Genomic DNA, 26,853 nt, shown 5'->3' on the forward strand with positions numbered 1-26,853 from the left:
GTCCGAAGCTGCGTTGCCGCCGCGGCAACGCAGCGCCTGCCATTCACCACCTGACAAGAACTGTGCTGGGTATTTCGGGTACGCATAACCACGGCACTGCGGCTCTAAAATGCACTTGGTCGATGGCACAGCGCGCAGCAATAGGCAGGAAGTAAGTCTTTGTTGAAACTCGTAGCCGTCATTTCTGCAAGGTTAATACAACCTTGCCGATCTGCCTGTTGGCGTCGAGTTCGGCGTGGGCAGATCTCACGTCGTCCAGCGGATAAACGGCATGAATGCGGGTCTTGATGCGCCCATCGGCGAGCAACGGCCAGACATGTTCGACAAGCGCTGCGGCGATGCGGCCCTTGTAGGCGGGGGGCCGCGGGCGGAGGGTGGAACCCGTAAGGGTTAGCCGCCGCCGCACAAGGTCGCGGGTATTGACCTCGGTTTCTGGCGCGAGATGGCTAGCGATGAGCACCAGCCGGCCATCCGGCGCGAGCAGATCGAGATGGGTCTGGACATAGGGACCAGCCTGCGCATCAAGCACCACATCGATCGCCATCTCGCCAATGGTATACCTGATCGCGGCGGCCCAATCCTCATGATAGTCAAAGACTTGATTGGCACCCGCAATAGTGCAGATGTCGCGCTTGTCCGGGCTTCCGGCTGTTGCAAGGACCCGCGCCTTGCGCAGTTGCCGAGCTATCTGGATGCCCGCCAGACCGACGCCGCTCGTGCCGCCCTGGATCAACAGCGTTTCACCCTCGGCAAGCCCACCGAGCCAGACGATGTTGTTCCACGCAGTAAAGAATGCCTCGGGCAAGGATGCAGCCTCGATAAAACTCAACCCCGCGGGGACGGGCATGCACTGAACCGCTGGGACCACCACATATTCGGCATAGGCCCCGCCATTGGTGAGCGCGCAGACCGCATCACCGATGGCAAATGTGGCTACCCCTTCTCCGATCGCATCAATATACCCGGCAGCATCGAGCCCCGGGATGTCGGTGGTGCCCGGCGGGGGCGGGTACAGTCCCCTGCGCTGCTGAATATCGGGCCGGTTGACGCTCGCGGCGTGAACCGCAATTCGCACTTCGTCCGGGCCGGGCTCGGGAACTGGCCGCTCGACGATATCGAGGACTTCGGGACCGCCGGGGCGGGTGATGGTCACAACGCGCAAAGTCGGTCTATGCCTTCCAGTCGTGGACAATGGTGCTGGTCAACCGCCCAAGCCCTTCGATCTCGATATCCATGACACCATCGAGCTTGTGCATGTTAACACCCCTGTGCCCGTCGGGATACTTGCCGACGCCCTTGGCAGAGGTGCCAAAGCAGATGACATCGCCGGGCTCGAGCGTGAAATATCGGCTAGCTTCGGCAATCACCTGTTCGATTCTGAAACGGTAGCTTGCCGTAGTGTCGACGGCAAAGGGTTCCCCATCAAGCCAGCCCTCAACCTTGAGCGCATTGGGATCGTCGACCTCGTCGGCAGTCGTGATCCACGGCCCCATTGGTCCGAATGTATCGGTGGCTTTGGAGCGCGCGTGATAAACGAAATAGACGTCATTGTCGTCCGGGCTATGCCGGTTGCGCCAGGCAAGATGATGGTCGCGCATCAGATGTGGCTCGCGGGTTGTGGCGATGGAATCCATGCCGAACTTCATCCCATGTGAGGTGACATCGTTGATGATGCTATAGCCGAACAGTGCGGTGCGGGCTTCCTCGTCGGTCAGATCCTTGCAACGCCGTCCCACGATACCGGCAAGTTCGAGCTCGGGAATGGTTTCCCCGTAATGCTCTTTCATCACGATCACCTTGCGATGACCTGTGAGGCTTGAGGGCGCCTTGAAAAAGAAATTGGGTACGCCGGGGTCTTTGTGCGCCGATTTGCGGATGCCCATATTGTTGAAGGCAACGCCGATGATCTTGCTGGGCGCAGGCTGGGGCGGCAGCCAGTCGAGCGTGTCGGGATCGAGGAGATCGGCGTCGCCGGCATGGGTGATGGCATTGCCTGCCCGTTCGATCTCGGACGCGCCGCGCCTGATAAAGGCATTGAGGTTTTCAGGAACCGCGCCCTGGCCAGCCTTGTCATAGAGCGCATCCAGCCGCGCGGCGTTGCGACCGATCGCAACGACAAGTTGTTCCTGTCCGTCGATGAGGACGGTTCCCAATTTCATATTTTTGCCTCCAGGCTTACGAGTTTTGCGGGGTTGTGCACCAGCATGGTTCTGACATCGGTTTCCGAATAGCCTAGCCCCAGGCAGAGCGCCGCGGCCTGCCGTAGGCCTTCGACGGGGCTTGGGTTGTCGACCTGACCGAGATCCGAACCGATCGAGGAATTGGCGACGCCGGCCGCATCGATATGCGCTTTGAGTTCGGCAGGTGAAAACGTGTTGAAACGGGAGTCGACATAAAGGCAGGCCGATTGCTCGACGATAGCGCCGAGTGCCGCGAGTTCGGCCGAATCGGCGGGCGTGAAATGCAGCCCGTACATAGGATGGTTGATCACCAGCCGGGTCACCCCGCGCCTCCCCGCTTCCTCGAACAAGGGCCATATCTCGGCAACGTGCAGGTGTCCCGAGGAGAGGATCGCGTCATGGGTGGCGATCATGTCGAGGATTTCTTTTACCGCGTCGAGAAGCTCGCCCTTATCATCAAGGACGGTGAGCGGTTTTGGCTTGCGCAGCGCGATATTGGCCGCGAGCTTTCCGCCGCGATGATTGGACCGAATGTGGTTGGCCGCATGCGCTGTAGGCATGAAGACCATCTTGCCGCCGGTCTTGAGATGATAGTCGACGGCCGCGGGATTAAAGCCCCCTGCGGTATTGTTGAGCACGAGGCAACTGTACATCGCGACCCCGAGATGGCCGAGCAGGCGCTCCATAATAGGCAGGAAGGGGGTCACCGAATAATGGTGGTCCTTGAACAGGATGCCGCGCAGCCCCGCTGTAGCGGCCTGTTCAACCGCTTCGAAATGGTCGAGTTGCCGCGCCATGACCGAAGGGCCGGAATGGACGTGCAGATCAATTGCACCTTTCAGAAGGCCGTCGACCACACCGGCATCGACGGTCGCGATGATCTTTCTGACCTCGGCCCTGTTCTCTTCTTTGGACGACATGCCGCTCCTCAAGCTTTTCAACTGGCTGAATGGTCAAGTACATATCCACCCTTGCGCGGAGCCGACAAATGACCGCTAGATCGATTTCGTCAGGCGAAACGGAGAGGCGTAATGGTCAAGGAAGAGAGCAGCGGCATCAGGGCGGCGAGCAGGATTCTAGCGGTTTTGCAGGCCATGAACCGCGAGCCATATTCCACCATCCAATCGCTTCATGAAGTGACCGGTCTGCCCAAACCTACGCTCGTGCGCATGCTCAAAACGCTCGAGGCCCATGGCTTTGTCAGCAATGACCGTCGACAGGCCGGGTACCAGATCACCTCCCTCGTCACCTCTCTCAGCAACGGATTTCACGGCGATCCGCTGGTGGTAGAAGCAGGACGCGCCTGGGCTATCGGGCTGAGCGCCCAATTCAAATGGCCGGTCGCGATTGCCGTGTTCGATGGCCGCAAGGCGATGGTGGTGCGCTATTCGACAGTTCACGACAGCCCTGTCTCGCCGTTCCATGCCACAATCAACATGCGGCTGAGCCTTTTTACCCGCGCCATCGGCCGGGCCTATCTTTCGGCCTGCAGCGACGGACAGATCGCGGCGTTGATCGAGAAGATGAAAAAGGACAATGAGCTCGAAAGCCCTGAAGCGCGCGACCCGGCAGCCGTGTCTCGCATGGTACGCACGGTTCGAGATCGCGGCTATGCGATGCGCGACCCCAGTGTCGAGCCTCGCACCTCAGACACGATCGCGGTGCCCATATTTGCGCGTGGCGCCGTGCAGGCAAGTCTGGGGCTCACCTATTTCCGTAGCGCTCTGAACTCGTTCGGTTCCCACGGCAATTTCGTCAGCGCCCTCAAGGACGCAGCTGCCGGTATTGGCGCTGAAGTCGACAGGCTGCAGGCAGCTCACGAGCGAAGCGCAGTGGCGCCTTAAGCCTTGGCAAATTTCGTCAGGCGAAATGCAGGGACGCTCGCATTGTTCACTTTGCGCTTTGCCTAAAGATTTCAGTCTAACATTGGTCAAACACTTTGGAAGGAGTGACCAACTCATGCTCGATTGCGCTCGCGAAGGGCTGGCAATATGACGATCAATTCCGAAATACTTGCCTCGCTCATCTTTCTGTTTTTCGGCGTTACCGCGATTGTTTTTGGTGCCGGATTTGGCTTTGGGACACCCCGGGCGCTCGGCGCAGGCGCCATGCCGGTACTGGTGGGCGGCGCGCTGTGCATCCTCGGCGGAGTCCAGTTTCTGCGCGCTCTCAGAGCCAACGGCAATTTTCCAGCTGCCTTTTCACGCTCGGAAATCCGGCCGCTCGTTTTCATTCTTTCCGCTGTATTTGCTTTTGCGACACTCATCCTCCCTGTTGGTCTTGTTCCAGCGCTGGCCCTATTGATTGCCATTGCATGGTTTTCGGAAAAAGGCGGACGTCATCGGGAACTGGTCGGCGCGATGGTCGTCGTAATTGTTGTGATGATCGCCATTTTCAATTTTGGCCTGGGTCTCCCGATCCGGCTCTTTGCCTGGGGATTCTAGGACCATGGATTTTCTTTCCCTGCTCGCAATGGGCCTGCAGGTGGCGCTCGATCCGGTGAATTTGCTCTATTGCCTGATGGGCGTGACGCTCGGCACAGCGATCGGTGTTTTACCCGGCGTCGGGCCCATTATCACCATCGCGCTGCTGCTTCCACTCACCTTCGGACTTCCTACTGAAGCGTCGATCATTCTCCTCGCGGGAATCTACTATGGAGCTGCGTATGGCGGCTCAACCACCTCTATCCTTGTCAATCTGCCTGGCGAAGCCTCCTCTGCGGTAACCTGCATCGATGGACATCAGATGGCCAAACAGGGCCGCGCCGGATCGGCGCTGGCTGTGGCCGCTCTTGGCTCGTTCTTCGCAGGAACCGTGGGCACACTCCTCATCGCTCTCGCTGGACCTCCGCTTGCCGCCATCGCCATGCGGTTTGGCGCAGCCGAATATGCCTCGCTTGTCCTTGCAGCGCTTTTGATGGTCGCAGCAATGACCCGTGGAGGGGTTATAAAGGGCATCGGTGTGGCCCTTCTTGGCATCGTGTTCGGACTCGCCGGATCGGACGTTCTCTCGGGCGCGTTCCGGTTCACTTTTGGAATACCCGAACTGCGCGACGGTATCGATTTTGCGGTGTTGGCCGTAGGCCTGTTCGCCATTGCCGAGATCATCAGCAACCTCGCGGGCAGCGCGCAAAGCACCATGTCGACAAACAAGATCGGCCGCCTCTGGCCAACGCGCGATGATTTCCGCCGGGCCTGGCCCGCCGTTCTGCGCGGCACCGGTATCGGCGCGCTGCTTGGCGTATTGCCTGGCGCAGGCCTGGCCATGAGTTCATTCTCGGCCTATATGGTCGAAAAAAGCGTATCCAAAGAGCCCGAGCGGTTTGGCGTTGGTGCCATCGAAGGTGTTGCCGCTCCGGAATCAGCCAATAATGCCGCCTCTCAGACCGGCTTTATCCCGACCCTTCTGCTTGCAATACCCGGCAGCCCCGTGATGGCGTTGATGCTCGGGGCTTTTATGATCCATGGTGTCGCGCCCGGCCCTCGCATGATGACTGATCACGCCCCGCTGTTCTGGGGCCTTATCGCCTCAATGTGGATCGGCAATCTGTTTCTGGTCATACTCAACCTGCCGCTGATCGGGCTTTGGGTGAAACTCCTCAAGGTGCCTTATCACTGGCTCTATGTCTTTGTTCTAGCATTTGCCTGTGTGGGCGTCTTCACCATGGGGTCATCTTCCTTCCAGCTTTACGCGCTCGTATTCTTCGGGGTCCTTGGATATTTGCTCAAGGCCGCCGGGCTCAGCCCCGCACTCTTTATCCTTGGCTTCATCCTCGGCCCGATGTTTGAAGAAAATTTCCGCCGTGCGCTTTCGATTTCGCGGGGAAATGCGATGACATTTATTGAGCGACCGATCAGCCTGACCTTCGTGGTGCTCGGACTATTGGTCGTTGCTCTTACCGCAACCGCTTTTGTACGGCGCGGGCGTGAGGAGGCGACAGATGATTGACGCTCCGATCCCATTGCTGAGCGTTGAAACGCCCCAGAGCCTTGCCGTTCATGCGGGAACCTCACTTGGGCAATCCCGCTGGGTCGCAATCGATCAATCCATGATTAACGGCTTTGCCGCGCTCTCAGGCGACAATCACTGGATTCATGTCGACATCGATCGGGCCGCGCAGGAGATGCCGGGCGGCAAGACGATTGCTCACGGATTGCTGTTGCTGTCGCTTATTCCCGGTCTCTTGCAGGAAATCTACCGGATTGAGCGGCGCGGTATGGGCCTTAATTACGGCTATGACCGGGTGCGGTTTATCTCCCAGGTTCCGGTCGGCAGCCGTGTACGACTCGATTTGGCGCTGATCGCAGCCGAAACCCACCAGCTTGGAACGAGAATTTTAACCGACGCCACGCTCGAACTTGAAGGTAGCGACAAACCCGCTCTTATTGCGCGCAACATCGTGTTGGTGAAAGACCCGGAAAAATGAATGTCACAACGGCCAAAGATCAACGCGAGGGGCGCCTGCTCCACGTGTTGGTCGAGCATGCCCGCATGCAGCCCCAAAGCCCTGCGCTCACGTGCGAGGGCGCAAGCGTCAATTGGGAAGAATTGGCTTCCCGTATCCTCGATCTCGGCGGCGCGATCAGTGCGCTGGGCGATAACGACAAACGGCCGGTCGCGCTGCTCGGTCTCAATGGTATCGAGGTTGTCATCGCCTACCTTGCCACCATCGCTGCGGGCCGCTGCGCCGTTCCCCTGCCGGTTTCGGCCACTGTCGAAACGATTGCCGGCATGATTGCGGACAGCAATCCCGCGCTGATTTTTGCCGATGCCACGGGATCTAAACTGATCCCATCGACAGGCCCTCGCGTCATTGGTATCGGGTTGGCTGCGGACGGGGTCGTTCCGTTTGATGACTTCTCGCGATCGGCGCATCCGCTCGACACTCCCGCTGCGATGGCGCCGGGCGATGATTTCAATATCATCTACAGCTCGGGCACGACGGCACAGCCCAAGGGGATCGTTCATTCCCACGCCATGCGCTTCCGGCAGGCGGCGCGCGGCAGTTTTGCACTGAGTCCGCAAAGCGTCATGCTCCTGGCCACCCCACTTTATTCGAACACCACGCTGATGCCGCTCCTTGCCACGCTCTTCCACGGTGGCCAAGTTGTGCTGATGCGCAAATTTTCGGTTGGCGTCTATCTCGATCTCGCCGAAAGTCTTGGCGCGACCCACACAATGCTCGTGCCCGTGCAATACCAGCGCATCCTAGCCGATCCGTCTTTTGATACGCGCGATCTCTCAGCCTTTGTCGTAAAGCAATCCACCGGCGCGGCGCTTTCCCCAGCCATCAAGAAAGACGCTATTGCGCGTTGGCCGGGCAAGCTGCTCGAGGTCTACGGCCTCACCGAGGGCGGCTGCACCTGCATTCTCGACGTGGCCCAGGCACCGGACAAGACGCACACGGTCGGCAGACCGGCGCCGGGCAATGATGTACGGATCATCGGCGAGACGGGAAACCAGTTGCCGCAAGGGGAGACCGGCGAGATCGTCGGGCGATCACAAACGATGATGTCGCGCTATTTGAACAATAAGGACGCGACCGAGGCATTTTACTGGCACGACGAAACCGACGCCCTGTTTCATCGCACCGGCGATATCGGACAGTTCGATGCCGACGGGTATCTGATGCTGCGCGATCGCAAGAAGGACGTCATCATCTCGGGCGGTTTCAACATCTATGCCTCCGATCTTGAGCACACCTTGCTCGAACATCCCGATGTGGATGACGCAGCCGTCATTGCCATCCCCAGCGAAAGCTGGGGCGAAACACCGCTCGGCCTCATCGTAGTAAGAAGCGGTGCAACGCGCAGCGCTGCGGAAGTGCTCGAATGGTCCAATGCGCGTCTGAGCAAAATGCAGCGCCTCACGGCAATTGAAATCCGCGACGCGCTCCCGCGCTCGGCCACCGGAAAACTGCTCAAGCAGGATCTCAAAAGGCCCTATTGGAACGCTCGCTCATAAAGAGCAGAGGGACCCGGAGCGCACCGGTACCTGGCCCATCGAAATCAGCGACATTACCGTCTCGCCGTCCTGATTGATGACGCTCACCCGTGTCCGGATCACGCCGTATTTCGGGTTTGAGCGGGAAAGCTGGGTGTCGATCACCTCCCGCACCACGTGCAGCCGGTCACCGGGCCGCACCGGCTTTTTCCAGCGCAGTTCGTCAATGCCCATGCCAACGACCGGGGTTGCGCCATAGCCCCCCGTGTCGATGAAAAGCCGCATGGAAAGCGCGGCGATCTGCCAGCCGCTTGCGATCAACCCGCCAAACCGCCCATCCTTTGCCGCTTCCGGATCGGTATGCATGGGCTGGGGATCGTTGGCGCGCGCAAAGGCGATGATCTCGGCTTCGGTCAATTCGACCGACGCGCTTGTCCAAGTTTCGCCGACAATAAAATCCTCAAAGGTGCGGGCGCCCGTCATCTATACCCTCAAACCTGCAAAAACATCATCGACCCTCGTGGCGGTTTCGAGATGAAGAATGGCGTCGATCAGCCGCTCGGCCTCGTCCGGCGCGATCACCCCTTCCACATTGGCGCGGAATTTCTTGATATAGTCAGCCTCGCTCGCGGGGTTGGATCGCGTGCCCAGCATGTCCTCGACAGTATGGCTGATCTCGCGCCCATCCTTGAAGCGGATCGCGACAACGCCGCGCGAACGGGAAATGTCAGCCGCAGCGATGGGGTCGGCAACATGGACGACCCTGTCGGCCAGCGCGTTGATCACGGGGTCGCGCAGGCTTTCCGGCGTATAGGCATTTTTGTCGAACCGCCCCAGAACCAAAGCTTCGGCAACCGTGTGCTGAAGGCTGATCCGTCCATGCCAGGAGGACAGGGGGCGCCGTTTTTCGCTCAAGGGTTCGCAGACGGTCTGGAACGAGCGCGGCATGATCTCGCAACGGATCTTATCAACAGCCTCCAGATCGATCTCGTGTTCATTCCGCAACGTAAGCGCGGCCGAAATGAACGGCATGAGCGTATAGGCACAAGGGAAAAGCTTGGGTGCAATGTTGAGCATTTCCCAATGCGTCCCGAGATTTTCGGTCAGGAGCGAATAGCGGAAATCGGGCTGGGACTGGATATGGCTCTTGAACCAGCCGAACTTGCCCTCAAACACGCGGCCGGGGCCAGAAAGCCCCTGTGCCGCCAGCGCCACCGCCCGGATGGCTGAAGCTGCTGCGAAGCCTACGTGCAGCGTTTTGGTCGAGGTGCCATCCTCGAAGGAGGCGATTGAACCAGCCGAAAGGCTCGCCGCCGTACCAACGGCATTAGCCGTCTGCGCATCCGATAGCCCGCGCAAGCGCGCAACCGCGTAGGACGCGCCGAATACCCCATAAATGCTTGTCGGGTGCATGCCCACTTCGTGCATTCGAACGGGGGAAACCAGTCCGATTCGGCAGAGAAGTTCGAGGCCCACAATCGCCGCTTCAAGCCATTCGCGCCCCGACAGCCCAAGTGCCTGCGCAATTGGCAGGGTGGCCGAAACGATGACCCCGGTAGGATGGATGTTGCTGACCGTATGGGTATCGTCGAACTCAAGGACCGCAGAGGCAACACCGTTGACAAAGGCTGCGCCGGCAGGCGAGAGTTGGACTGCCGACATCAGCGAATAGGCGCCGCTTCCACCACCATCAGCGTCGGCTTGGGCCGATCGTGCGGAGGCCACAGTCTCGTGGCAGGACGAGGCGATCATGACCCCTACAATGTCGAGGATATGGAGCTTCGCGTTCCCGATCACCGGTTCGGGCATATCGGTGAGATGAAATCCGTTTGCCCATTGGGCCATTGTCAAACTCAGACCGGTCATCTTCAAATGGTCCCGTAACTCTTTGGCTTGGGTCCGCTAACATGCGGGTCGGGCAAATAATACGGCCAGACGGGTGTTGGCATATGCCCGCCGGGCCGCTGGAGGATTGTGTTGTAAAATCCAATGAGGCTCCAGTTCCCGACAGGCGGAAACCAGAATGCAAGGATAAAGTTACTTGAGGCCCATTGAGGTCAGGAGCTGTTCATAGTGATCATATTCCTGTTCCAGCGCCATAGAGAGATCAGCACCCGATATGAAACGCGGGGAGACACCGGCGCGAATCAGTCGTTCGGTGAACTCGGAACTGTTGCTGGCATCCTGAAGCGCGCGCTCAAGCACCACGAGGATTTCGGGCGGGGTACCTGAGGGAGCCATGACCATCTGTATTCCAACTCCGCGGATCGAAGGGTGTCCCAACTCGGCCAGTGTCGGTACATCGGGAAACTCTTCCATGCGCTCGGAACCCGGCACCGCCAGTGGCGTCATCGCATCCTGTCGCACCTGTGCAATGGCCGCCGCGTCAAGCATAAAGTGGATATCACCCGAAAGGACCGCCTGAACGACCTCGGCAGCACCCGAATAAGCGATGTGATTGGCTTCGACGCCGATCGAATTGAGCATGTCGACAGTCGCGATGTGACCGGTTGAACCAACGCCGACCGATCCGTAGTTTAGTTCTCCGGGATGCGCTTTGCCATAAGCAACGAAGGCTTCGAAATCAGTGAGTGCGGGCATTGTCTTTGTAGCCGCAAGCATGCGGGCTGCCTCGCTCACATTGGCAACTGCGGTAAGGTCGGCCAGGGGATCGAAACCCACGCTGGCCAGATGTGGAGCGGTTGTGATGATGGCGTTCCCCGCCAGGAGCAGTGTTGAGCCGTCCGCCGGTGCGCGCGCTGCTCGCTCCGCACCGATGGTGCCGCTGGCGCCACCGATATTCTCGACAATGAAATTTGCAGTAAATCGGCTGGACAGCTCATTGGCCACGATACGGCCCACAAGATCGCCGGCCCCGCCCGCAGCATAGGGAACAATCACAGTGACGGTATCGACCGGATAGTCTTGCTGCGCCAATGCAGGCGACGCGAACATGCCGACGGTTGCAAAGACTGCGCTGAAAGCCCCGATAATTCTGTTCATTTGCTCCTCCCGAAGCGTGACTACTAAAACCTCGAGGATTAATGGCAGCCGAGTGTATGCGCCGCATCGGTCGGGGCAACTCATTTCGCCTGCCGAAATGGTGTTCCTTGACACGTATGAGAGGTCGCCCACGGCGATGTGAGACCTTCGAACCATGGACCCCGTTGATTGCCGTTGAGAACTGACTTGTTTTTTCACCGGGAAGTGGCTCTGCCCCTAAGCAGATTTCGTGAAAGCGTGATCCGGGTTGGGCCGGCTCCCGCTCACATTCCTTGCGGCAGAACTTGTTACTCGACAGCCGGAAACTCAGAATTGGTTGGATTGCTCTTAGCCCTCGCCCTACGACGCCCTTTGCATGCATAAGCGCACGGATGGGCCGGGAGATATGCTCTTCGACATGGCCAGAATAGAAAACTGCTCTGAAGTCCTGGGGCCAGCGGATACCGAAACGCTTTCGTCAATGGCGACAGCAATGTCATTGTAAGAGGCTCGGCATGCCCGACCAAGGCGTAATTCTTGTCCTCAAAATGCGGTGCTTGGGCTCATATCCGCAGCCTGACTTTTTCACGGGTTGAAACAGACCAGGTTCGCAAGCTGGCAGGGCAGATGGGGCTGCTATCATCAGTGCAGATAAGGATCTGGCATTCCATGAAAGCAACACGCTATTGTGCGTGACCGATGCCAAAATATCGACATGTCCTGGCCACGTGACCGGTCTCGTCAGCGTGCTGAAGAATACGAAGCTCGCGTGCAATCTCGCGTTGATCTTTGTTCATGAACACCTCCTAGGCCCGGGAATTGGGAGCTTAAAGGAGATGTCCCGTAAGTGCCGACATATCTACGGGGAAGGTCGCGTCGACCAGCAGAGGACAGCTCAGCGCCTGAAGAGAACACCTCCAAGCCATCCCGTCGCGAGCGCGATCAGCACCGAGACTATGCCGAACAGGAAAGGCCGCTCCCGCGACATCCGCGACAGGAACCGCTCAAATCCTTCGGTCCACACCGAAAATGTCGTCGAGCTTGTGCCGACGACATTTCCGTCCACAAGCACCATGGCGATTGCAAGATATGCGCCGTTTGGCGCTGAAGACGGCAGCCTGATGCGGGTCACAAATGTAGTCGGCGAGAGAAAACTGAGCCGCCGCTGCCCGCTGTGAAAAAGACCCGCGCCCTCCATCAATCGCACAAGCTCGGCATCGAACCTTTCACTATCTGCCGAGACCCGTGCACTCGCGGAAATGGTCGGCAGGCTCACACGAGGATCGCCCATGGCCCCAGGGCCCATGATCTGTTCGAGAGGGCCGCTCGAATGGACAGCGTAGTATCCCGGTAGTGCGCGATAAACGGCATGACCTGCGTTCAGCACGATACCGAATACCCGGTCCTTGACGCGGACCACGCGGTCATTGGACGGGCCGCGGACCACGATAACGACGTCAAACGGACCCACCACCGGCACACTGCCAGCACCCGGCTCGATTGAGCCGAACAGCGTGATGTCCCGACCCGTAAAGTTCGAGTGAATCGTGACATTGGGATCGGAGTTGCCAAGAATGACGCCCTGCGCGCGCGCCGGCGCTGCGGATGCCACGACGATCACAACCAGTGCACCAATCAGACGGAGCAGGCTCATCAGGCCGTCTCCCCGAAACCAATAACGCTCATGGAGAAGGGGTCGTCCGGCGCTATGAACAGGCTCAAGGCAAAGCGCAGCGCAACGCCGAGTACGATTAACGCCAGCAGCGCCCGCAATTGGTCGCCCCTGAGATGCTGTCCGGCCGAAGCACCGAACTGCGCACCGGCTACGCTACCAACCATCAGGCAAAAGGCGAGCAAGATATCGACCGACTGGCTCTGGGTCGCATGCAGAATACAGGTGACAGCCATGACCGCCAGAAGGTGCAGTAGCGAGGTGCCCACAACCACCGATCCCGGCACACGCAGAATATAGACAAGTGCAGGCACAAGGATGAAACCGCCTCCAATGCCCAGAAGCGCGCCGACAATGCCGATGGCGAACCCGATCATCAGGATCGGGATGATCGAAATGTAGAGCCTGGACTTCTTGAAGCGAACCCTGCCAGGCAATATTTGCACCCAGGAATGCTGACCCGGCAACCGCCTTGGCGCACGCGGGCCGGACAAGCGGGATTTGAGCAGGGAGCGGACTGCCTCGATCATCATCAGCACACCGACCGACCCAAGAAAGATCAGGTAGCCAAGCGATATGAACAGATCGAGTTGGCCAACTGCGCGTAGCAGCCCGAAAATCCAGACTCCGGCGAATGATCCGAAAATGCCGCCCATTACGAGGAAGCCGCCGAGATGAAGATCGATCGCGCCGCGCCGGATATAGGACAGCGCACCCGATGTCGATGAAGCCACCACCTGAGCCGTTACGGACCCGACAGCGACAGGCGCAGGCACGCCTGAAAAAAGGAGCAAGGGCGTGAGAAGGAAGCCGCCGCCCACGCCGAACAGACCGGAGATGAACCCGATCGCCGCACCGATGCCGATGAGGAAGAACAGATCGACCGACAACTCGGCAATGGGCAGGTAAATGGGCATGTGGACGATCGAACAACAAGAGAAAGGGTCTTGCGCGACCGATCAAATCGACCGCGCCTAAAACAAACGCCGACTTCGCGTTCGTACGTTCCGCACTGGACCGGCGTTTGCTTTCAATAGCGCGCGTCTTCCAGCCCACAGAACGGTTCGACCGGGTTGTTGGAATTGAACATCCCCTCACCCATCAGCAGGTCGACAACAGCAAGCTGCATCTCGTCCAGCGTACAATAGGCATTTATATAGGTCGGTACCCGTGGTGCATCGTAAAGGTAATAGGGATAGCCGAACGAAATGATCGCTGTCGGGATTTCGTGCCAATACCGCTGCATTGACGCGGCAAACTCGCCACCGACCTTGGCCCAGTCGAGAAATATGCGCCCTCGCGTCAGAAGGGTTTCCTCACCGAACACGTAAAGCACAAGATCGAACGCATCCCGCGTTACTGCCATGCCAGGCTCATAGATCGATACTTCAAAGCCGCGCATCCTGAGAAGATCAGGCAGAGCCATTGGCGCAGGTGCGCCGTGAAGAGGACTGACGATTCCGCCACTGAACAACAGCACGCGCTTGTGCTTTGCCGGTGAAATTGGAACGAGTTTCTGGGTATCCTTTACAAGGGTCGGCGCGCGTTTGATGGCAGCATTGGCTACCGTTTTGGCCTCAGGCGCGGCCAGTTGATAAGCCGCATCGGGCCCGCAAGAAATATGCAGGCCGAGCGCAGCCTTGAGCGCCAGAATGCGGGTAATGGCATCTTCAAGGCGCTCGCGCGTAATCTCGCCGCGCTCCACAGCGTCCTTTACAGCGGCGATGTCCTCTTCCGGTGTGCGCGAAAAGAGGATCATGTCGCAACCATTCTTGATAATCTCGACCTTGCCCTGCCGCAGCGGCATCCAGGAGCCCAGCCCTGCCATCTCGGTTGCGTCTGACACGATCAGCCCGTTGAACCCCAATTCACCGCGCAACAGATCCACATTGAGCCGCTTGCTGACCGAGGCCGGGCGGAAGGCCTCAATACCTGCATCGGGATCAAGGCTGCGCACATATGCGGGCAGTGCGATATGGGCGGACATAACGCTCAGGACGCCGGACTTTATCGCCGCGCGATAGAGCCGCCCGAAATGGGCTTCCCAATCCTCCATCGAAAGGGGATTGATCGTTGTAACCAGATGCTGGTCGCGGTCATCGAACCCTTCGCCGGGCCAATGCTTGACGGTGGCGGCAATATTGAGCTTCTGGAATTCGTCGATCTGGGCCAGTGCGTGCCGTTCTATGACCTCAACATCCGAGCCGAAACCGCGCGTCGCAACGATTGCGCTGCGGAACGCCGCATTGATGTCGATTACAGGTGTAAACGACCAGTTGACGCCTATCGCCCGCGCCTCTTCGACCATGATCCGCGAGATTTCTCGCGTCGTTGCCTCATCATCGATTGCCGCGAGTGCCAACGGATTGGGCACCTGCGTGCCGAATGGCAGGCTCATCCGCGAGCCTTCAAGATCGGCGCTGACCAGCAGGGGAATTGCTGCATCGGCCTGCATCGCGGCAAGACGCGAGCGCTCGTCCGCCCCGTCAGGACCAAAAAAGCGCGTGATCCCGCCGGGGCGCAACCGCTTGATCCAGTCCTGCTCCTCGGCCTCATATCCCCGGGAAATCAGGACAAAGAGCTGGGCCACCTTGTCGTCAAGGCTCATCGCGTCGCGCGTATGCTCTACCCATGCACGAGCGTCGGCGTCGAGGTAAAAGGGCGCTTGCGCCAGCCACCCGGTGTCAGACAGTGTCATCGCGGAACCTTCATTTGACGTCGTAGGCGACGCGGAACCCGGTGTTGGATCCGGCGCTGTCGGGGGTCATCGCCATGCGTGCCGCAATACGATAGCGGTAGCAATAGGAGATATGGCAGAGAAAGGATCCGCCCTTGAGCACCTTTTCGGAATGCTCGAGTGCATGGGCGTTGCGTTGGCGTGCGGATTTTGCAACGGAGCGTACGCGAAATGCGTCCTGCGTCCACTCCCAGACATTGCCGCTCATGGAATAAAAGCCGAGCGCATTGGGCTCGAAACTTTTGGCAGGCGCTGTCCGCACATAGCCGTCACGCGCCGTGTTCAGGACAGGAAACCGGCCCTGCCAGATGTTGCAGAAAATGTGGCTTTCATCGTCAGGCTCGGCATCGCCCCACGGATATCTTTTCCTGACCGCCCCTCCCCGTGCCGCATGCTCCCACTCGGCCTCGGTCGGCAGCCGTCCACCGACCCAGCGGGCAAAGGCGTTGGCATCGTTCCAGGACACCTGCACCACGGGGTGATCCATGCGGTCTTCAATTGTCGAGCCCGGACCTTCCGGCTGTTGCCAGGAGACATTGTCGATCTTGTGCCACCAGGGCAGTTGCGAGCCGATCCGGGTTGCCGCTTCGAGATGGTCCTGGTCGCCGTGGAACACCGCTGACCACCCAAACCGCTCGGCTTCCGTCACATAACCGGTCGCCTCGATAAAGGCGGCAAACCGCGCATTGGTAACCGTGGTGGCCTCCAGCAGATAGTCGTTGAGCGTAACTGGGCGCTCGGGGCCTTCCCCGTCGACCGGAATTTCCTGTGCGTTTGTGCCAACAAAGCTTCGTCCGCCGCTTACGCGGATTGCTTGTTCCGCTTCACCTGTCTCCGAGACTACGGAGCCCCCGATTTCTACCTTACGGCCACCCTCATTGCCCTTGCGGGACAATCCGCAACACGAAGCCTCGACAGTTTTCTCTTCGGACGTCGACAATTTGCCGTTCTTTCCGGTCGCTTTTGTTTTCAAGCAGCTAGCTTGTTGCGCAAGGTCTCGCTGTCGTGCTCTGGAATGTCGCCGATCTCTTCCATTTTCGCATCAAGCTTGCCGAGCATCTCAAGGAATACCTGCCTGTATGTCGGGTTATCGGCCTGATTGAACAGCTCGAATGGGTCTTCCCGGCAATCGAACAATTCCCACTCCGGCGGAGCACCGTTCGGGCGTGCGCCGAGCTGGCCCAGATCATCATTGTACCAGTAGATCAGCTTGTAGCGCTCATCGCGCACCCCATAATGCGCCCAGGCCTCATGGATATCGTCATTGTGCATCCAGTAGCGGTGATAGGCGAGATTGTCCCAGTCCTCCGGGACCGCATTTTCGAGCACCGCACGGATGGAGCGCCCCTGCATATAGGAGGGCATCGGCAGTCCGGCGTAGTCGAGAAAGGTCGGAGCGAAATCGACATTGCAGGTGATGGCCCTGCTGACCGAACCGGGCTTGATGCCTGCCGGATACCGGACAAGGAACGGCATTTGCAACGATTCCTCATACATGAACCGCTTGTCGAACCACCCATGCTCGCCAAGGAAAAACCCCTGATCCGACGTGTAGATAACGATGGTGTTCTCGGCGAGCCCCTTTTCATCGAGATAGTCGAGCAAGCGACCGACATTGTCATCGATCGATTGAACGGTGCGCAGATAGCGCTTCATGAATCGCTGGTACTTGAACTCGGCAAAGGCCTGCGGATCGTCGAAGGTGAAATTCCTGCCCGTATCGGCACAGATGACTGTGATGGACTGACCCGATTGGATTTCTGGCACCTTTCGGGTGTTGATTCCGAATGCATCCCACATCAATTCGCCGGCCATGGCCTTACCGCCCTTGGGTTGCACCAGACCAAGGTCTTCATAGGTCATGTCCGAACGTATACGCATTTTGGCCGCAGCGGCGGCCGCGGCGCGGTTTGAGTAGTCGTCGTTGAAGGTCTCGGGAAGCGGAATGTCTTCATCTTCCCAAAGGTGCATATGTTTTGGATGCGGCTCAAAAGCACGGTGCGGCGCCTTGTGATGGCACATGACAAAGAAGGGCTGGTCACCTGACCGCTCGATGAAATCGATGCTCATATCGGTGATGATATCGGTCGCGTAGCCAGCAACACGCTTTCTGCCATTGCTGTCGATAAAGGCGGGATCAAAATAGTCCCCTTGTCCGGGCAACACGCACCATTCGTCGAAACCGGACGGCTCATGGGCCTCACCTTCACCCATATGCCATTTGCCGAACATGCCGGTGCGATAGCCACCTTTGCGCAAATGCTTGGCAACGTTGGGCAGCCGACTGTCGATATGGGTGAAGAGCGTCGTGACACAATTGACGTGATTATAGGTGCCGGTAAGGATCGCCGCGCGGCTTGGGGTGCATATCGAATTGGTCACATAGGTCGCGTCGTGCCGCATGCCCTCATTGGCCAGCCGGTCGAGGTTCGGCGTGTTGTTCAGACCCGCGCCATAGGCTGAAATCGCCCGCGCCGCATGGTCATCGGACATGATGAAGATGATGTTGGGGCGCATAGCTTTATCCATTCCGCTCTACTTGGTCGGTCCAAAATCGGTTACCTGCGGGGTCGCTCGTTGCCCGGCGAGCATCTGATCCCATTGCCTCGCCACCAGCAGGTGCTCAGGCCCAACAGGGCCCTCCAGTGGCAGGCCCAGCCGCTCGAACTGGCTCGGCGGCGCGTCGTTGGTGCGCATGAGTCCAACCATCAGATCGGCCATGCGAGTTTCCAGAGCATCGTCGCGCAGCGGCGTCGTCTGGCCCGGATCGGTTTGAAGATCATAGAGAAGCGTACCGAATTCCCAGGGCCCACGAATTGTCCATCCCGGCATCCGCAGGACCGGCGCCCCCTTGGTAAAGGAAAACCCTTCCATCAGTTCGGCCTGGGAAAATTCTTCCGGTGCAAAACGCGACCGCATATGGGTCGGCATCAACGTGTGCTCGAGCAACGGTTGGTTACTCTCATCGGCGCAGCCACGCATATAGACGTATCGACCGTCGGTCACGCAGACATGCCCGCCATAATTTCCGAACAGTCCTGCCTCACGCACCGCAGCCCCCTCAACGATGACTGGCCCTAGCGGCCGCCCCTCCATATCCGCGGTTGGCTCAAGCCCGAAAAAATCGAGCAGCGTCGGCGCAATATCGATGGTCTGGACGAGCGGCTCGCGGCGCTCTCCGGCCACCTTGCTGCGTGGATCCCAGATGAAAAGCGGTGTGTGGATCGTCTCGTCATACCAGGGCATGACGGATTTGCCCCACCACCCGCGCTCACCGAGGATATAGCCATGATCGGTGCACACGATGAGCATGGTGTCGTCCCACATGCCCTGTTCGTCCATCAGGTCCAGCACGCGCCCCAGATTGTGGTCGCACATGGCGAGAAGTGCGAGGTAGCGGTTTCGGACCTGCTCGACGCGTTCAGGTGCCTCGGTCACACGTCCATAAGGCGGCCAGTCGAAGTCCTCGCCCGTGTCGGGATAAAGCGCATGATATTGCTCGTAACTGAAGAATGGCTCATGGGGATCGAAGGTCTCGATCTGGAGCATCCAGCGGTCCTGATCGGCATTGGTGCGCATGAACTCAAGACCGGCATCGAATGTCAGCGTCTGGCTATGGTTCTTCTCGTCTGCCATTGCCCTGCGGTTGACCTGGTCCTGGGTCTTCATCCGGTAAAAGATGCTGCCCAGCCGGTCCCGGTCGAGCCCCGCGACATCGCCCTTCCACAGATCGCCTTCCTGCCCGCGCAGGAATTCGTAGCTGGAATAGCGGTTGTGATAGGTGGCACCGCCATCTTCCCAATAGTGCTGGTGATCGGTCGCGATGTGGGTATAGACGCCGTTTGACTTGAGGATTTCCGGCATTGAATCATCGAACGGCTCGATCGGACCCCAGGACCGGTGCAGTAAATTGTAGCGTCCCGTGTGCATTTCGCGGCGCGCCGGCATGCACGGCATGGACCCGGCATAAGCGGTATCGAACGTCACAGTGCGTTCGGCCAGACGCTGGAAGTTAGGCGCATGCACATTCTCGGCGCCATAAGACGGGAGCATGCGCCGATTGAGGCTGTCGAACATCACGACAATCGCCCGCATAGCTTAATGCTCCCCGGCAAGCGCACGGAACGCGGCCCTGCGTTCGGCCTGACGAGCCGGATCGGCAACGGGCGCCGCGAGCAGCAATCGTTTCGTGTAGTCATGGGACGGATTGGCGGTGACCTGATCGCACTCGTCAAATTCAACAATCTCCCCATTCCGCATAACGGCCACGCGGTGGGAGATGTGCCTGACAACGGTGAGGTCGTGCGAGACAAACAGATAGGCGACTCCGGTGGCCTGCTGGATATCGATGAACAGATCGAGGACCCGCGCCTGCGTGGAAAGGTCGAGGGCGGAAACCGGCTCGTCGCAAACAATAAGTCTGGGGGAGAGTGCAAGCGCGCGGGCAATCGCGACGCGCTGGCGCTGCCCGCCGGAAAACTCCCGCGGATAACGCTGTGCCGCATCGGCCGGCAGTGCAACCTGATCAAGAAGCGTGTTGACCTTTGCCGAAGCTTCACTCGCCGAGGCAAGCCCACGGGCAACGATCGGCTCAATCAGAATATCCTCAACCGTCATGGAAGGGTTGAGCGAACTGTACGGATCCTGAAACACCGCCTGGATTGCAGCAGCGTTGCCGCGCCGATCACGCGGCGCAACGCCTGCGATGTTTGTGCCTTCGTAGAGAATTTCGCCAGCGCTCACAGGACCGATGCCGAGAATTGCCCGGCCAAGTGTCGTCTTTCCCGACCCGCTTTCGCCAACCAGTCCCACAGTTTCGCCAGGCCGGATGGTCAGCGAAACGTCCTTGAGGACATGATGGGCGCCAAAGCGCGTATTGACGTTGCAGCAATCAACCAGGATGGCGTCGCTCATGCCGGCACCTCCGCAACGGAGGGTTGAACGTAAGTGCGGGTCTTTGAATCATCGAGCACGGAACCGAGAAGCATCCTTGTGTAGCTGTGTTCTGGCGAAGCAAAGAGATCGGTTACATCCCGCGTCTCGACGATCGCGCCGTCCTTCATCACAGCCACGCGGTCGCACATGTCGGCCACCACGCCGAAATTGTGGGTCACAAGGATCACCGACATCTCAAATTCCGATTGCAGGTCGCGGAGCAGGTCGAGCACTTCTGCCTGTACTGTGACATCGAGTGCGGTGGTCGGCTCGTCAGCTATCAGCAGATCGGGGTTGCAGGAGATGGCGCCGGCAATCAGGACGCGCTGTGCCATGCCGCCCGAAATCTGGTGCGGATAGGAGCGGAATGTGCGTTCCGGGTCGGGAAGGCCGACGCGGGCAAGCAAATCGAGCGCACGACGCCTGGCCTCGGCCTTGGATATCCCAAGCACCGTGACCATCGGCTCGACGAGCTGGTAGCCAATGCGAAACGCCGGATCGAGGTTGGACATCGGCTCCTGTGGCACATAGGCGATCCGCTTGCCTCGCAGCTTATGTTTTTCAGCCTCGGGAAGGCCGGCAATGTCCTTGCCGTCGAACAGGATCGAACCCGCTATGATCCGCCCACCTTCCGAAAGCAGACCTAGAATGGCGAAGGCCGTCTGGGTCTTACCCGATCCGCTTTCACCGACAAGCCCGAGCACCTCGCCGCGCCGCAACGTAAGTGAAACGCCGCTTACCACATCCTTCCAGCCAGCTTTGGCCGGATAGGCGACCTTGAGATCGCGTACGTCGAGCAACACATCCTCTGGCAGGGCTTCGGCCCGCACCGGGACCGCAGCCACCTCCGGTGGCGGAATCTGACCTGGCTTGACCCGATCACCCTGCTGGAGGCGGTCGCGAATGGCATTGGCAAGCAGCACGAAGGAAGCAACGGTGATCGAAATGGCAAATCCCGGCCACAGAATGGCGAGCGGCGCCACATACATGTTGGAAAACGCGTTTTGCAGCATGCCGCCCCATGTGGGGGTGCCGGGATCACCGAGGCCCAGAAATTCAAGACCAGCCTGAATGACGATCGCGATGCCCGCGACAATCGAAGTCTGGATCACAATTGGCGCCCGGATCACCAGCAGGACGTGCCGTATGATGATCCTGAGGTCGGACAGTCCAGAAACCCGCGCCGCATCGATATAGAGCTCGTTCTTGACGCCATTGACGAGGTTTCGCGTCAGCCGGAAAAAGCTCGGCGACAGCATGATCCCGAACACGACCATCGACAGGTAAATCGAGGAACCGAGCGTCTGGTAAAAGGCGAGCAGTACGATGAGGGCCGGAAGCGCCATCAGGCCGTCGGAAACCCAGCTCAGGACAATGTCGCGTCTGCCGCCATAATAGCCAGCAACCAGCCCGGCGGCGATGCCCAACAGGCCTGCAACGACCACGGCGATGGCCGCGCCGGCCAGCGTACTGCGACTGCCGTAAATGAGGCGGGAGAGAACGTCCCGGCCCGACCCGTCCCCACCGAGCAGATAGCCATCCCCGGGAGCGGCATTGATCTTGAATATCTGCAGCGTCGTGGGCGAATGCGGCGCTATCAGCGGCGCGAATATGGCCGTCAGAAAAACGACGGCTAACAACACCGAAGCGACAAGGCCCAAGGGGTTGGAAAGAACGGCCAGTGCCAGATTGTCTCGCTGCACCGGGCGCACATTGGAGAGGCTGGTTTCGTGATCGGTCATGACAATCTCACCTTCGGGTTCACCCAGGCATTGATGATGTCGATGGTGATATTGACGATGACCACGACCACGATGGCCGTAACGACAATCCCCATGACAACGGGTATGTCGCCTGAAAGCGACGCCTGAACCGTAAGGGAACCCAGGCCGGGAATTGCGAAAACCCGCTCGATGATCGCGGCGCCGCCCAGCAGCGCAATGAACTGTACCGAGAGAACGGTGAGTGCGGCGGGCATCGCGTTGCGCAAGGCGTGCCTGAACAGCACTGAGGTCTGACTGACGCCGCGGGCACGAAGCGTACGCACATAATCTTGCCGCAGAGCATCGATCATCGCGCCTCGCACCTGCTGGGATGCGGAGGCGATCCCCGACAGCACGATTGCCGCGACCGGCAGGGCAAGCGAGGCGATCCATCCGGTCGGCGAGGCAAGGAACGAAACATAGCCCGTTGCAGGCAGCCATTTCAGGTTCAGCGCGAAGATGACGACAAGGATCAGGCCGAGCCAGAAATTTGGCATGGCGAAGCCGACCACACTGATGAGTTGGATAAACCGGTCAGCCCAACCGCCTCGGACTGCCGCCAATATCCCCAGGAGAGCAGAGACAACAGCAATTATGACGATCGCAAGCGACACCATCGAAAGCGTCACAGGAAGGCGCGTGGACAGAATGCGCGAAACCCGCTCGCCCATCAGCCACGATTGCCCCAGATCGCCGGCGACGGCGCGCGCCATCCAGTCGCCATACTGAACGAGGAGTGGACGATCCAGACCGAGCCGGGTTTCAAGTGCCGCAATGTCCTGGGCCGTGGCGTTCTCACCAAGAATGTTCTGGGCCACATTTTCGGTTGCACCGAAAAGCATCGCGAACGTGATTGTCGTCACGAGCGCCAGGAGGATAATTCCCGACCCAATTCGTTTCGCCAGATAGAGAAACATCGCGCTAGGCTCCCGTGCCGAAGGTGAACGGCGCGACTACGGAAGCAAGCGGCCGCAAGACGGCCATCAGCATATTTATCCTCCCGGTTTGCAATTCCATGGCGACTGATGAGTCTTGCCCGCAACTGCCTCGCTGTTGATACCAATTGCGCCGATGCGCGAATAATGAAAAAAAACCCGTCTGTGATAAAGCGGGGTTATCGCTGAATGCTGGACCAGATCACACACCTGTTTCGTCTGCGCATCATCCTTGAAGAGGGCAGCCTGCGCCGGGCGACCGAGCGTCTCGGGCTTACCCAGCCCGCGCTATCGCGCTCACTTGCCCAGCTTGAAGCCCATTTCGGGCAGCCTCTGGTCGAGCGCCATGCGCGCGGCGTCAAGGCGACGCCCTTTGGAGCGCGCGTTCTCAAGGTGTCGAACCGTATCGAACGCTATTGGGATATTGCAACGCACGAACTGACGGTTCCGGCAGGCAATGAGAAGATACGCCTGCGGATCGGAGCGGGTCCAGCCTGGCGCTCAGGCATCCTGTCCCCCGTACTTGTCGAAATGCAGCGCCGGTTTCCGTTTCTGGTTGTCGAGATGATTCCGCTGGTCTTTGGCAAGGCGCTCGATGATTTGCGTGAAGGCAAGATAGATGTCGCCTATGGCGGCATCATCTCGGAACCTTTCGACAGCGCCAATCTGGTCAGTCACAAATTGACCGAAGTGACCAATCAGGTCATGGCGCGCAAGGATCATCCAATCTTCAGGACCGCGACCGCGGACGGCACCATTCCATCCGATCAACTGCTGGCTTATCCCTGGATCGTTTACACCGAACTTCCCATTTACAGGGAAACCACGATGCACGCGATCTATGAACGCCTTGGCCGCGATCCCGACGTGCGCCTCATTTGCCAGAACCTTCTGACCGCGCTCACAATGATCCAGCAAAGCGACAGCCTTTGCGTTCTACCCAGCCTCGCGGCGATTGACGCCCTGTCGCCTCCAGTTGTTCCGATCCCGGTCGCGCTCCACCTGCGCAAGGCCGACATCGGCATGATCTACCGGGACGAACTGACCGACTGGGAACCGATGGCCGCGCTGGTCGATCTGTGTCGTGCCCACTTCGGCACGCAGGACTTAGCTTGATCGGTCCTTGAGGGCGGAATCAAGGAACCCGATCACGCGCGGAACGATGGCAGCCGTATCGACACCCAAAAAGCAATGGTCGGCGCCGTCGATGAGTTCGAGTTCCGCCCTTACACCGGCAGCTGTTAGAGCGTTGCAAATCTCACGAGCCTGATCGGGTGGAACGACGGCATCGGCCGTCCCGTGCTGCACAAGGCACGGCGCAGCCCCCTCGCTCACCCAGGTTATAGGTGAGGCGGCACAGGCAGCGTCCATGCGATCTGTAATCGCACCCCCGATCAGCCGGCCGGCAGACGATTCCGCCGACCCGTGGGTCACCCTTGAGTCGGGAAGCGCCTGGCTGTCGATTGTCAGCAGATTTGTGACCCCGTACCAGTCGACCACGGCCTGCACTGAGCTCGATGCCCCCGTTATGCCTACCTCGCCCTCAAAGGCGGGAGGCGTTTCAAGACCGAGCAGCAAGGCGAGGTGTCCGCCAGCGCTCTCGCCCAGCGCAGCGATACGGTCGGGGTTGATCCCGAACAGCCGGGCGTAATGCCGAAGATAGCGGATGGCCGCCTTGCAATCGTGCAATTGCGTCGGGAAATGCCCTTCGGAACTGAGCCGATACGATATCCGCGCCACGGCGTAGCCAGCAGCAGCAAGACTATCGAAAAGACGCATCTGGACAAGATTGGGATGCTGCACATTGTGGTGTCCGAACATCCAGCCACCGCCATGAATATAGACCACCACCGGCGGCGCTTCCTGTGCCGGCGGCACCGAAAGACTCATGGTCAGGGCACGATGCCCCAGAGGTTGGGCATAATAGAGCTCGCGCCAAATCCGCCGCCCATCCGGTGTCGTCTCCACCCGCTCAAGGCAGTCGTCAAGTTCCTTGCTGATCGCGTCACGGCGTCGGTCATTGTTGGACATGAAAACCATCCCTGCACAAAAAATCCGGGTAGCCGTTTTCGTGGCCACCCGGAAGTCATTTGGGAGGAATAAGGCCCTGGCTAATTCGCAGGAGCGTAATTGCGCAGGAACGGAACAGCGTTGCCAGCCTGCATGCCAACCTCGACCGAGGCATTTGTCAGATAGATCGTTTCTCGCCTGTACCACGGAGCAAAAAAGGCATTCTCGACAAAATACCGATTGATGTCTTGATACAGCGCCGCTTGAGCATCGCCTGACGCGTATTGCACTTGCTGCACAAGTGCATCGAGTTCAGCATCCTGATAGGCCGACGTGTTCCAGGGCGAATTGGCAAATGCAAACTTGCGAAGTTCGGCCCAGTCGCCCTGATAGCCGAACTGGAACAGGAACGCCGGATAGCGGCCCGACCGCAACTCCGGCACCGTCATGTTCGGCGCAATAGCGACCCAATCGACCGTAATGCCAATATCGGCCAGCTGCTGTTCGACAATCGGATTGAGGTTGGCCATGCTGGCCAGTTCAGGCATTGTCAGGGTGAAGCCGTCTCCATAGCCAGCTTCGGCCAGCAATGCGCGCGCCGCTTCAGGATCGTAGGGATAGCGAGCTTCGAGTTCAGGATCGTAGGCGGCGCTGTAGGTCGGAAAAATCTGGTCGTCCAACCGGCCAAATCCGAGATCGAAGAACTGAAGGATAGAGGTTTTGTCAAAGGCCATATTGATCGCCTGACGTACGCGCACATCGGCCAGTTCTGGCGCAACCTGACCGGCCCGGTCCGCCAATGTGAGACCAATCCAGTTCACGTCATTGGCATTGAGCACCAGACCCTGAGAGGTGGCATCGGCCACCATGCTCGCTTCAGCCAGGCCAGCATCCACCTGACCGGCCTTGAGCGCATTGAGCCGCGCAACCGCGTCATTGATCGGCGTAATGGTCACGCGCTCGAACGGATAGGCCTCCGGGTTCCAATAGTCAGGATTGCGGTTATAGACATATTGCCGCCCGGCTACCGATGCGTCTGTATCATAGATGTAGGGACCGGATCCGATAGGGTGCGTTGCAGCACTTTCGGCACCGAAGGTTGCCGGGCTCGCCATAGCGCCGCCAACAACCGACAGATGTTCGAGCAGACCGGGATCAGGTTCACCCAGATGCAACCTCAACTCAGTCGGTGAAATAACTTCGATCTGCGCTATGGATGCAGCCATGTAGCTGTTCTGCCCGCCACCGACCTTGAGATATTCCAGATTGGCCTTGACGGCCTCGGCATCGAGCGCAACGCCGTCGGTAAAAGTCACACCCTCGCGCAGCTTGAGGTCCAGCACACTGTTGGTGTCGTTATAGGCCCATTCCGTGACAAGGTTCGGCTTGAGCGAACCATCGGGCTCCATAACCAGAAGCGTATCGAAAACCGGCTGCCAGAACTGGATCTGGTTCGCGATCATGAGCTGCGCGCGGTCGAAACTATTGTTGTCCAGAAGGGCCGCCAGCGCGAGCGTCCGATCATCATTGGCGACTTGTGCCGACACTGGCAATGCGGTGGACATGGACAATGCGGCAACCAACGCCGCAAGCGCAAACTTTTTCATGGGCTCTCCTCCCCGTCAAAGCCGGTCTTCCGGTCCGGCGCGGCATTCGATCCCTCATCCGAGCGACCGTTTCAGGACGGTGGCGTATC

23 protein-coding genes and 1 pseudogene are annotated in these 26,853 nt (G+C 59.1%); 6 read left to right on the plus strand and 18 right to left on the minus strand.

Features of this window, described 5'->3' with window-relative positions; genetic code table 11:
- Positions 1-178: 178 nt before the first annotated feature.
- Genes I2G20_RS02740 through I2G20_RS02750 form a run of 3 tightly spaced genes read right to left on the minus strand, consistent with a single transcriptional unit; the run spans position 179 to position 3,100 of the window.
- The gene (locus I2G20_RS02740) at positions 179-1,153 is read right to left on the minus strand and encodes an NAD(P)H-quinone oxidoreductase (protein WP_343070295.1); all 975 of its coding nucleotides are present in this window, start codon (positions 1,151-1,153) and stop codon (positions 179-181) included.
- Between the two features lie 16 nt (positions 1,154-1,169).
- Positions 1,170-2,159, minus strand: coding sequence for a fumarylacetoacetate hydrolase family protein (locus I2G20_RS02745; protein ID WP_196258135.1), 990 nt, complete (start codon positions 2,157-2,159; stop codon positions 1,170-1,172).
- Positions 2,156-3,100, minus strand: a complete 945-nt coding sequence (locus I2G20_RS02750; protein WP_196258136.1) for a DUF6282 family protein — start codon at positions 3,098-3,100, stop codon at positions 2,156-2,158. Before I2G20_RS02750 ends, I2G20_RS02745 begins: the two co-directional genes overlap by 4 nt.
- A gap of 111 nt (positions 3,101-3,211) precedes the next feature.
- Here I2G20_RS02750 and I2G20_RS02755 point away from each other — a divergent pair, with 111 nt between their 5' ends.
- The 5 genes from I2G20_RS02755 (at position 3,212) to I2G20_RS02775 (ending at position 8,144) form a co-directional block, all read left to right on the plus strand.
- Complete coding sequence (locus I2G20_RS02755; RefSeq protein ID WP_196258137.1) at positions 3,212-4,024, plus strand: helix-turn-helix domain-containing protein; 813 nt, start codon at positions 3,212-3,214, stop codon at positions 4,022-4,024.
- 147 nt (positions 4,025-4,171) lie between these two features.
- On the plus strand, positions 4,172-4,624 hold the full coding sequence (locus I2G20_RS02760; protein ID WP_196258138.1) for a tripartite tricarboxylate transporter TctB family protein: 453 nt from the start codon (positions 4,172-4,174) through the stop codon (positions 4,622-4,624).
- A 4-nt stretch (positions 4,625-4,628) separates the two neighbouring features.
- Positions 4,629-6,128: a tripartite tricarboxylate transporter permease gene (locus tag I2G20_RS02765; RefSeq protein WP_196258139.1), complete on the plus strand. Its 1,500-nt coding sequence runs from the start codon at positions 4,629-4,631 to the stop codon at positions 6,126-6,128.
- Complete coding sequence (locus I2G20_RS02770; RefSeq protein ID WP_196258140.1) at positions 6,121-6,606, plus strand: MaoC family dehydratase; 486 nt, start codon at positions 6,121-6,123, stop codon at positions 6,604-6,606. Before I2G20_RS02765 ends, I2G20_RS02770 begins: the two co-directional genes overlap by 8 nt.
- Positions 6,603-8,144 (plus strand): class I adenylate-forming enzyme family protein, encoded by a 1,542-nt coding sequence (locus I2G20_RS02775; RefSeq protein ID WP_196258141.1) that lies wholly within the window; start codon positions 6,603-6,605, stop codon positions 8,142-8,144. Before I2G20_RS02770 ends, I2G20_RS02775 begins: the two co-directional genes overlap by 4 nt.
- On the opposite strand, the gene I2G20_RS02780 is transcribed toward I2G20_RS02775, so the two are convergent.
- The 13 genes and pseudogenes from I2G20_RS02780 to I2G20_RS02840 form a co-directional block, all read right to left on the minus strand.
- A complete protein-coding gene (locus tag I2G20_RS02780) occupies positions 8,139-8,606 on the minus strand; it encodes a MaoC family dehydratase (protein ID WP_196258142.1) in 468 nt (155 codons plus the stop codon). The genes I2G20_RS02775 and I2G20_RS02780 overlap by 6 nt on opposite strands.
- Positions 8,607-9,989 (minus strand): MmgE/PrpD family protein, encoded by a 1,383-nt coding sequence (locus tag I2G20_RS02785; protein WP_196258143.1) that lies wholly within the window; start codon positions 9,987-9,989, stop codon positions 8,607-8,609.
- Between the two features lie 171 nt (positions 9,990-10,160).
- On the minus strand, positions 10,161-11,126 hold the full coding sequence (locus tag I2G20_RS02790; RefSeq protein WP_196258144.1) for a Bug family tripartite tricarboxylate transporter substrate binding protein: 966 nt from the start codon (positions 11,124-11,126) through the stop codon (positions 10,161-10,163).
- A gap of 668 nt (positions 11,127-11,794) precedes the next feature.
- Positions 11,795-11,902 (minus strand): annotated as a pseudogene (locus I2G20_RS02795) (IS481 family transposase); the annotation flags it as partial.
- A 98-nt stretch (positions 11,903-12,000) separates the two neighbouring features.
- Positions 12,001-12,759, minus strand: a complete 759-nt coding sequence (locus tag I2G20_RS02800; RefSeq protein WP_246472766.1) for a TIGR02186 family protein — start codon at positions 12,757-12,759, stop codon at positions 12,001-12,003.
- Complete coding sequence (locus I2G20_RS02805; protein ID WP_196258145.1) at positions 12,759-13,694, minus strand: sulfite exporter TauE/SafE family protein; 936 nt, start codon at positions 13,692-13,694, stop codon at positions 12,759-12,761. The genes I2G20_RS02800 and I2G20_RS02805 overlap by 1 nt, the downstream gene beginning before the upstream one ends.
- Before the next feature lie 113 nt (positions 13,695-13,807).
- The gene (locus tag I2G20_RS02810; protein WP_196258146.1) at positions 13,808-15,475 is read right to left on the minus strand and encodes a glycoside hydrolase family 3 protein; all 1,668 of its coding nucleotides are present in this window, start codon (positions 15,473-15,475) and stop codon (positions 13,808-13,810) included.
- A gap of 10 nt (positions 15,476-15,485) precedes the next feature.
- A complete protein-coding gene (locus I2G20_RS02815) occupies positions 15,486-16,454 on the minus strand; it encodes a formylglycine-generating enzyme family protein (protein ID WP_246472767.1) in 969 nt (322 codons plus the stop codon).
- A 29-nt stretch (positions 16,455-16,483) separates the two neighbouring features.
- Positions 16,484-18,031, minus strand: coding sequence for a sulfatase family protein (locus I2G20_RS02820; protein WP_196258147.1), 1,548 nt, complete (start codon positions 18,029-18,031; stop codon positions 16,484-16,486).
- 18 nt (positions 18,032-18,049) lie between these two features.
- Positions 18,050-19,609 carry a sulfatase gene (locus tag I2G20_RS02825; protein ID WP_196258148.1) on the minus strand — a complete coding sequence of 520 codons (1,560 nt, stop codon included), beginning with the start codon at positions 19,607-19,609 and terminating at the stop codon, positions 18,050-18,052.
- A 3-nt stretch (positions 19,610-19,612) separates the two neighbouring features.
- A complete protein-coding gene (locus I2G20_RS02830; RefSeq protein WP_196258149.1) occupies positions 19,613-20,428 on the minus strand; it encodes an ATP-binding cassette domain-containing protein in 816 nt (271 codons plus the stop codon).
- On the minus strand, positions 20,425-22,191 hold the full coding sequence (locus I2G20_RS02835; protein ID WP_196258150.1) for a dipeptide/oligopeptide/nickel ABC transporter permease/ATP-binding protein: 1,767 nt from the start codon (positions 22,189-22,191) through the stop codon (positions 20,425-20,427). The genes I2G20_RS02830 and I2G20_RS02835 overlap by 4 nt, the downstream gene beginning before the upstream one ends.
- Entirely contained in the window at positions 22,188-23,129 is a 942-nt protein-coding gene (locus I2G20_RS02840; protein WP_196258151.1) for an ABC transporter permease, read from the minus strand. The genes I2G20_RS02835 and I2G20_RS02840 overlap by 4 nt, the downstream gene beginning before the upstream one ends.
- A gap of 207 nt (positions 23,130-23,336) precedes the next feature.
- Here I2G20_RS02840 and I2G20_RS02845 point away from each other — a divergent pair, with 207 nt between their 5' ends.
- Positions 23,337-24,263: a LysR family transcriptional regulator gene (locus I2G20_RS02845; protein ID WP_196258152.1), complete on the plus strand. Its 927-nt coding sequence runs from the start codon at positions 23,337-23,339 to the stop codon at positions 24,261-24,263.
- Here the strand turns inward: I2G20_RS02845 and I2G20_RS02850 are convergent.
- Positions 24,255-25,178, minus strand: a complete 924-nt coding sequence (locus tag I2G20_RS02850; protein WP_196258153.1) for an alpha/beta hydrolase — start codon at positions 25,176-25,178, stop codon at positions 24,255-24,257. The genes I2G20_RS02845 and I2G20_RS02850 overlap by 9 nt on opposite strands.
- A gap of 80 nt (positions 25,179-25,258) precedes the next feature.
- Positions 25,259-26,764, minus strand: coding sequence for an ABC transporter substrate-binding protein (locus I2G20_RS02855; protein WP_196258154.1), 1,506 nt, complete (start codon positions 26,762-26,764; stop codon positions 25,259-25,261).
- Positions 26,765-26,853: the final 89 nt, after the last annotated feature.

The organism is Pelagibacterium limicola, from assembly GCF_015694405.1.
GTDB classification, from domain to species: Bacteria; Pseudomonadota; Alphaproteobacteria; order Rhizobiales; family Devosiaceae; genus Pelagibacterium; species Pelagibacterium limicola.

What these genes read in the sequence shown, in the direction of transcription:
- I2G20_RS02745 (WP_196258135.1), bottom strand. Translation starts at nt 2,159, where the DNA reads ATGAAATTGGGAACCGTCCTCATCGACGGACAGGAACAACTTGTCGTT.
- I2G20_RS02750 (WP_196258136.1), bottom strand. Translation starts at nt 3,100, where the DNA reads ATGTCGTCCAAAGAAGAGAACAGGGCCGAGGTCAGAAAGATCATCGCG.
- I2G20_RS02755 (WP_196258137.1), top strand. Translation starts at nt 3,212, where the DNA reads ATGGTCAAGGAAGAGAGCAGCGGCATCAGGGCGGCGAGCAGGATTCTA.
- I2G20_RS02760 (WP_196258138.1), top strand. Translation starts at nt 4,172, where the DNA reads ATGACGATCAATTCCGAAATACTTGCCTCGCTCATCTTTCTGTTTTTC.
- I2G20_RS02765 (WP_196258139.1), top strand. Translation starts at nt 4,629, where the DNA reads ATGGATTTTCTTTCCCTGCTCGCAATGGGCCTGCAGGTGGCGCTCGAT.
- I2G20_RS02770 (WP_196258140.1), top strand. Translation starts at nt 6,121, where the DNA reads ATGATTGACGCTCCGATCCCATTGCTGAGCGTTGAAACGCCCCAGAGC.
- I2G20_RS02775 (WP_196258141.1), top strand. Translation starts at nt 6,603, where the DNA reads ATGAATGTCACAACGGCCAAAGATCAACGCGAGGGGCGCCTGCTCCAC.
- I2G20_RS02780 (WP_196258142.1), bottom strand. Translation starts at nt 8,606, where the DNA reads ATGACGGGCGCCCGCACCTTTGAGGATTTTATTGTCGGCGAAACTTGG.
- I2G20_RS02785 (WP_196258143.1), bottom strand. Translation starts at nt 9,989, where the DNA reads ATGACCGGTCTGAGTTTGACAATGGCCCAATGGGCAAACGGATTTCAT.
- I2G20_RS02790 (WP_196258144.1), bottom strand. Translation starts at nt 11,126, where the DNA reads ATGAACAGAATTATCGGGGCTTTCAGCGCAGTCTTTGCAACCGTCGGC.
- I2G20_RS02800 (WP_246472766.1), bottom strand. Translation starts at nt 12,759, where the DNA reads ATGAGCCTGCTCCGTCTGATTGGTGCACTGGTTGTGATCGTCGTGGCA.
- I2G20_RS02805 (WP_196258145.1), bottom strand. Translation starts at nt 13,694, where the DNA reads ATGCCCATTTACCTGCCCATTGCCGAGTTGTCGGTCGATCTGTTCTTC.
- I2G20_RS02810 (WP_196258146.1), bottom strand. Translation starts at nt 15,475, where the DNA reads ATGACACTGTCTGACACCGGGTGGCTGGCGCAAGCGCCCTTTTACCTC.
- I2G20_RS02820 (WP_196258147.1), bottom strand. Translation starts at nt 18,031, where the DNA reads ATGCGCCCCAACATCATCTTCATCATGTCCGATGACCATGCGGCGCGG.
- I2G20_RS02825 (WP_196258148.1), bottom strand. Translation starts at nt 19,609, where the DNA reads ATGCGGGCGATTGTCGTGATGTTCGACAGCCTCAATCGGCGCATGCTC.
- I2G20_RS02830 (WP_196258149.1), bottom strand. Translation starts at nt 20,428, where the DNA reads ATGAGCGACGCCATCCTGGTTGATTGCTGCAACGTCAATACGCGCTTT.
- I2G20_RS02835 (WP_196258150.1), bottom strand. Translation starts at nt 22,191, where the DNA reads ATGACCGATCACGAAACCAGCCTCTCCAATGTGCGCCCGGTGCAGCGA.
- I2G20_RS02840 (WP_196258151.1), bottom strand. Translation starts at nt 23,129, where the DNA reads ATGTTTCTCTATCTGGCGAAACGAATTGGGTCGGGAATTATCCTCCTG.
- I2G20_RS02845 (WP_196258152.1), top strand. Translation starts at nt 23,337, where the DNA reads ATGCTGGACCAGATCACACACCTGTTTCGTCTGCGCATCATCCTTGAA.
- I2G20_RS02850 (WP_196258153.1), bottom strand. Translation starts at nt 25,178, where the DNA reads ATGTCCAACAATGACCGACGCCGTGACGCGATCAGCAAGGAACTTGAC.
- I2G20_RS02855 (WP_196258154.1), bottom strand. Translation starts at nt 26,764, where the DNA reads ATGAAAAAGTTTGCGCTTGCGGCGTTGGTTGCCGCATTGTCCATGTCC.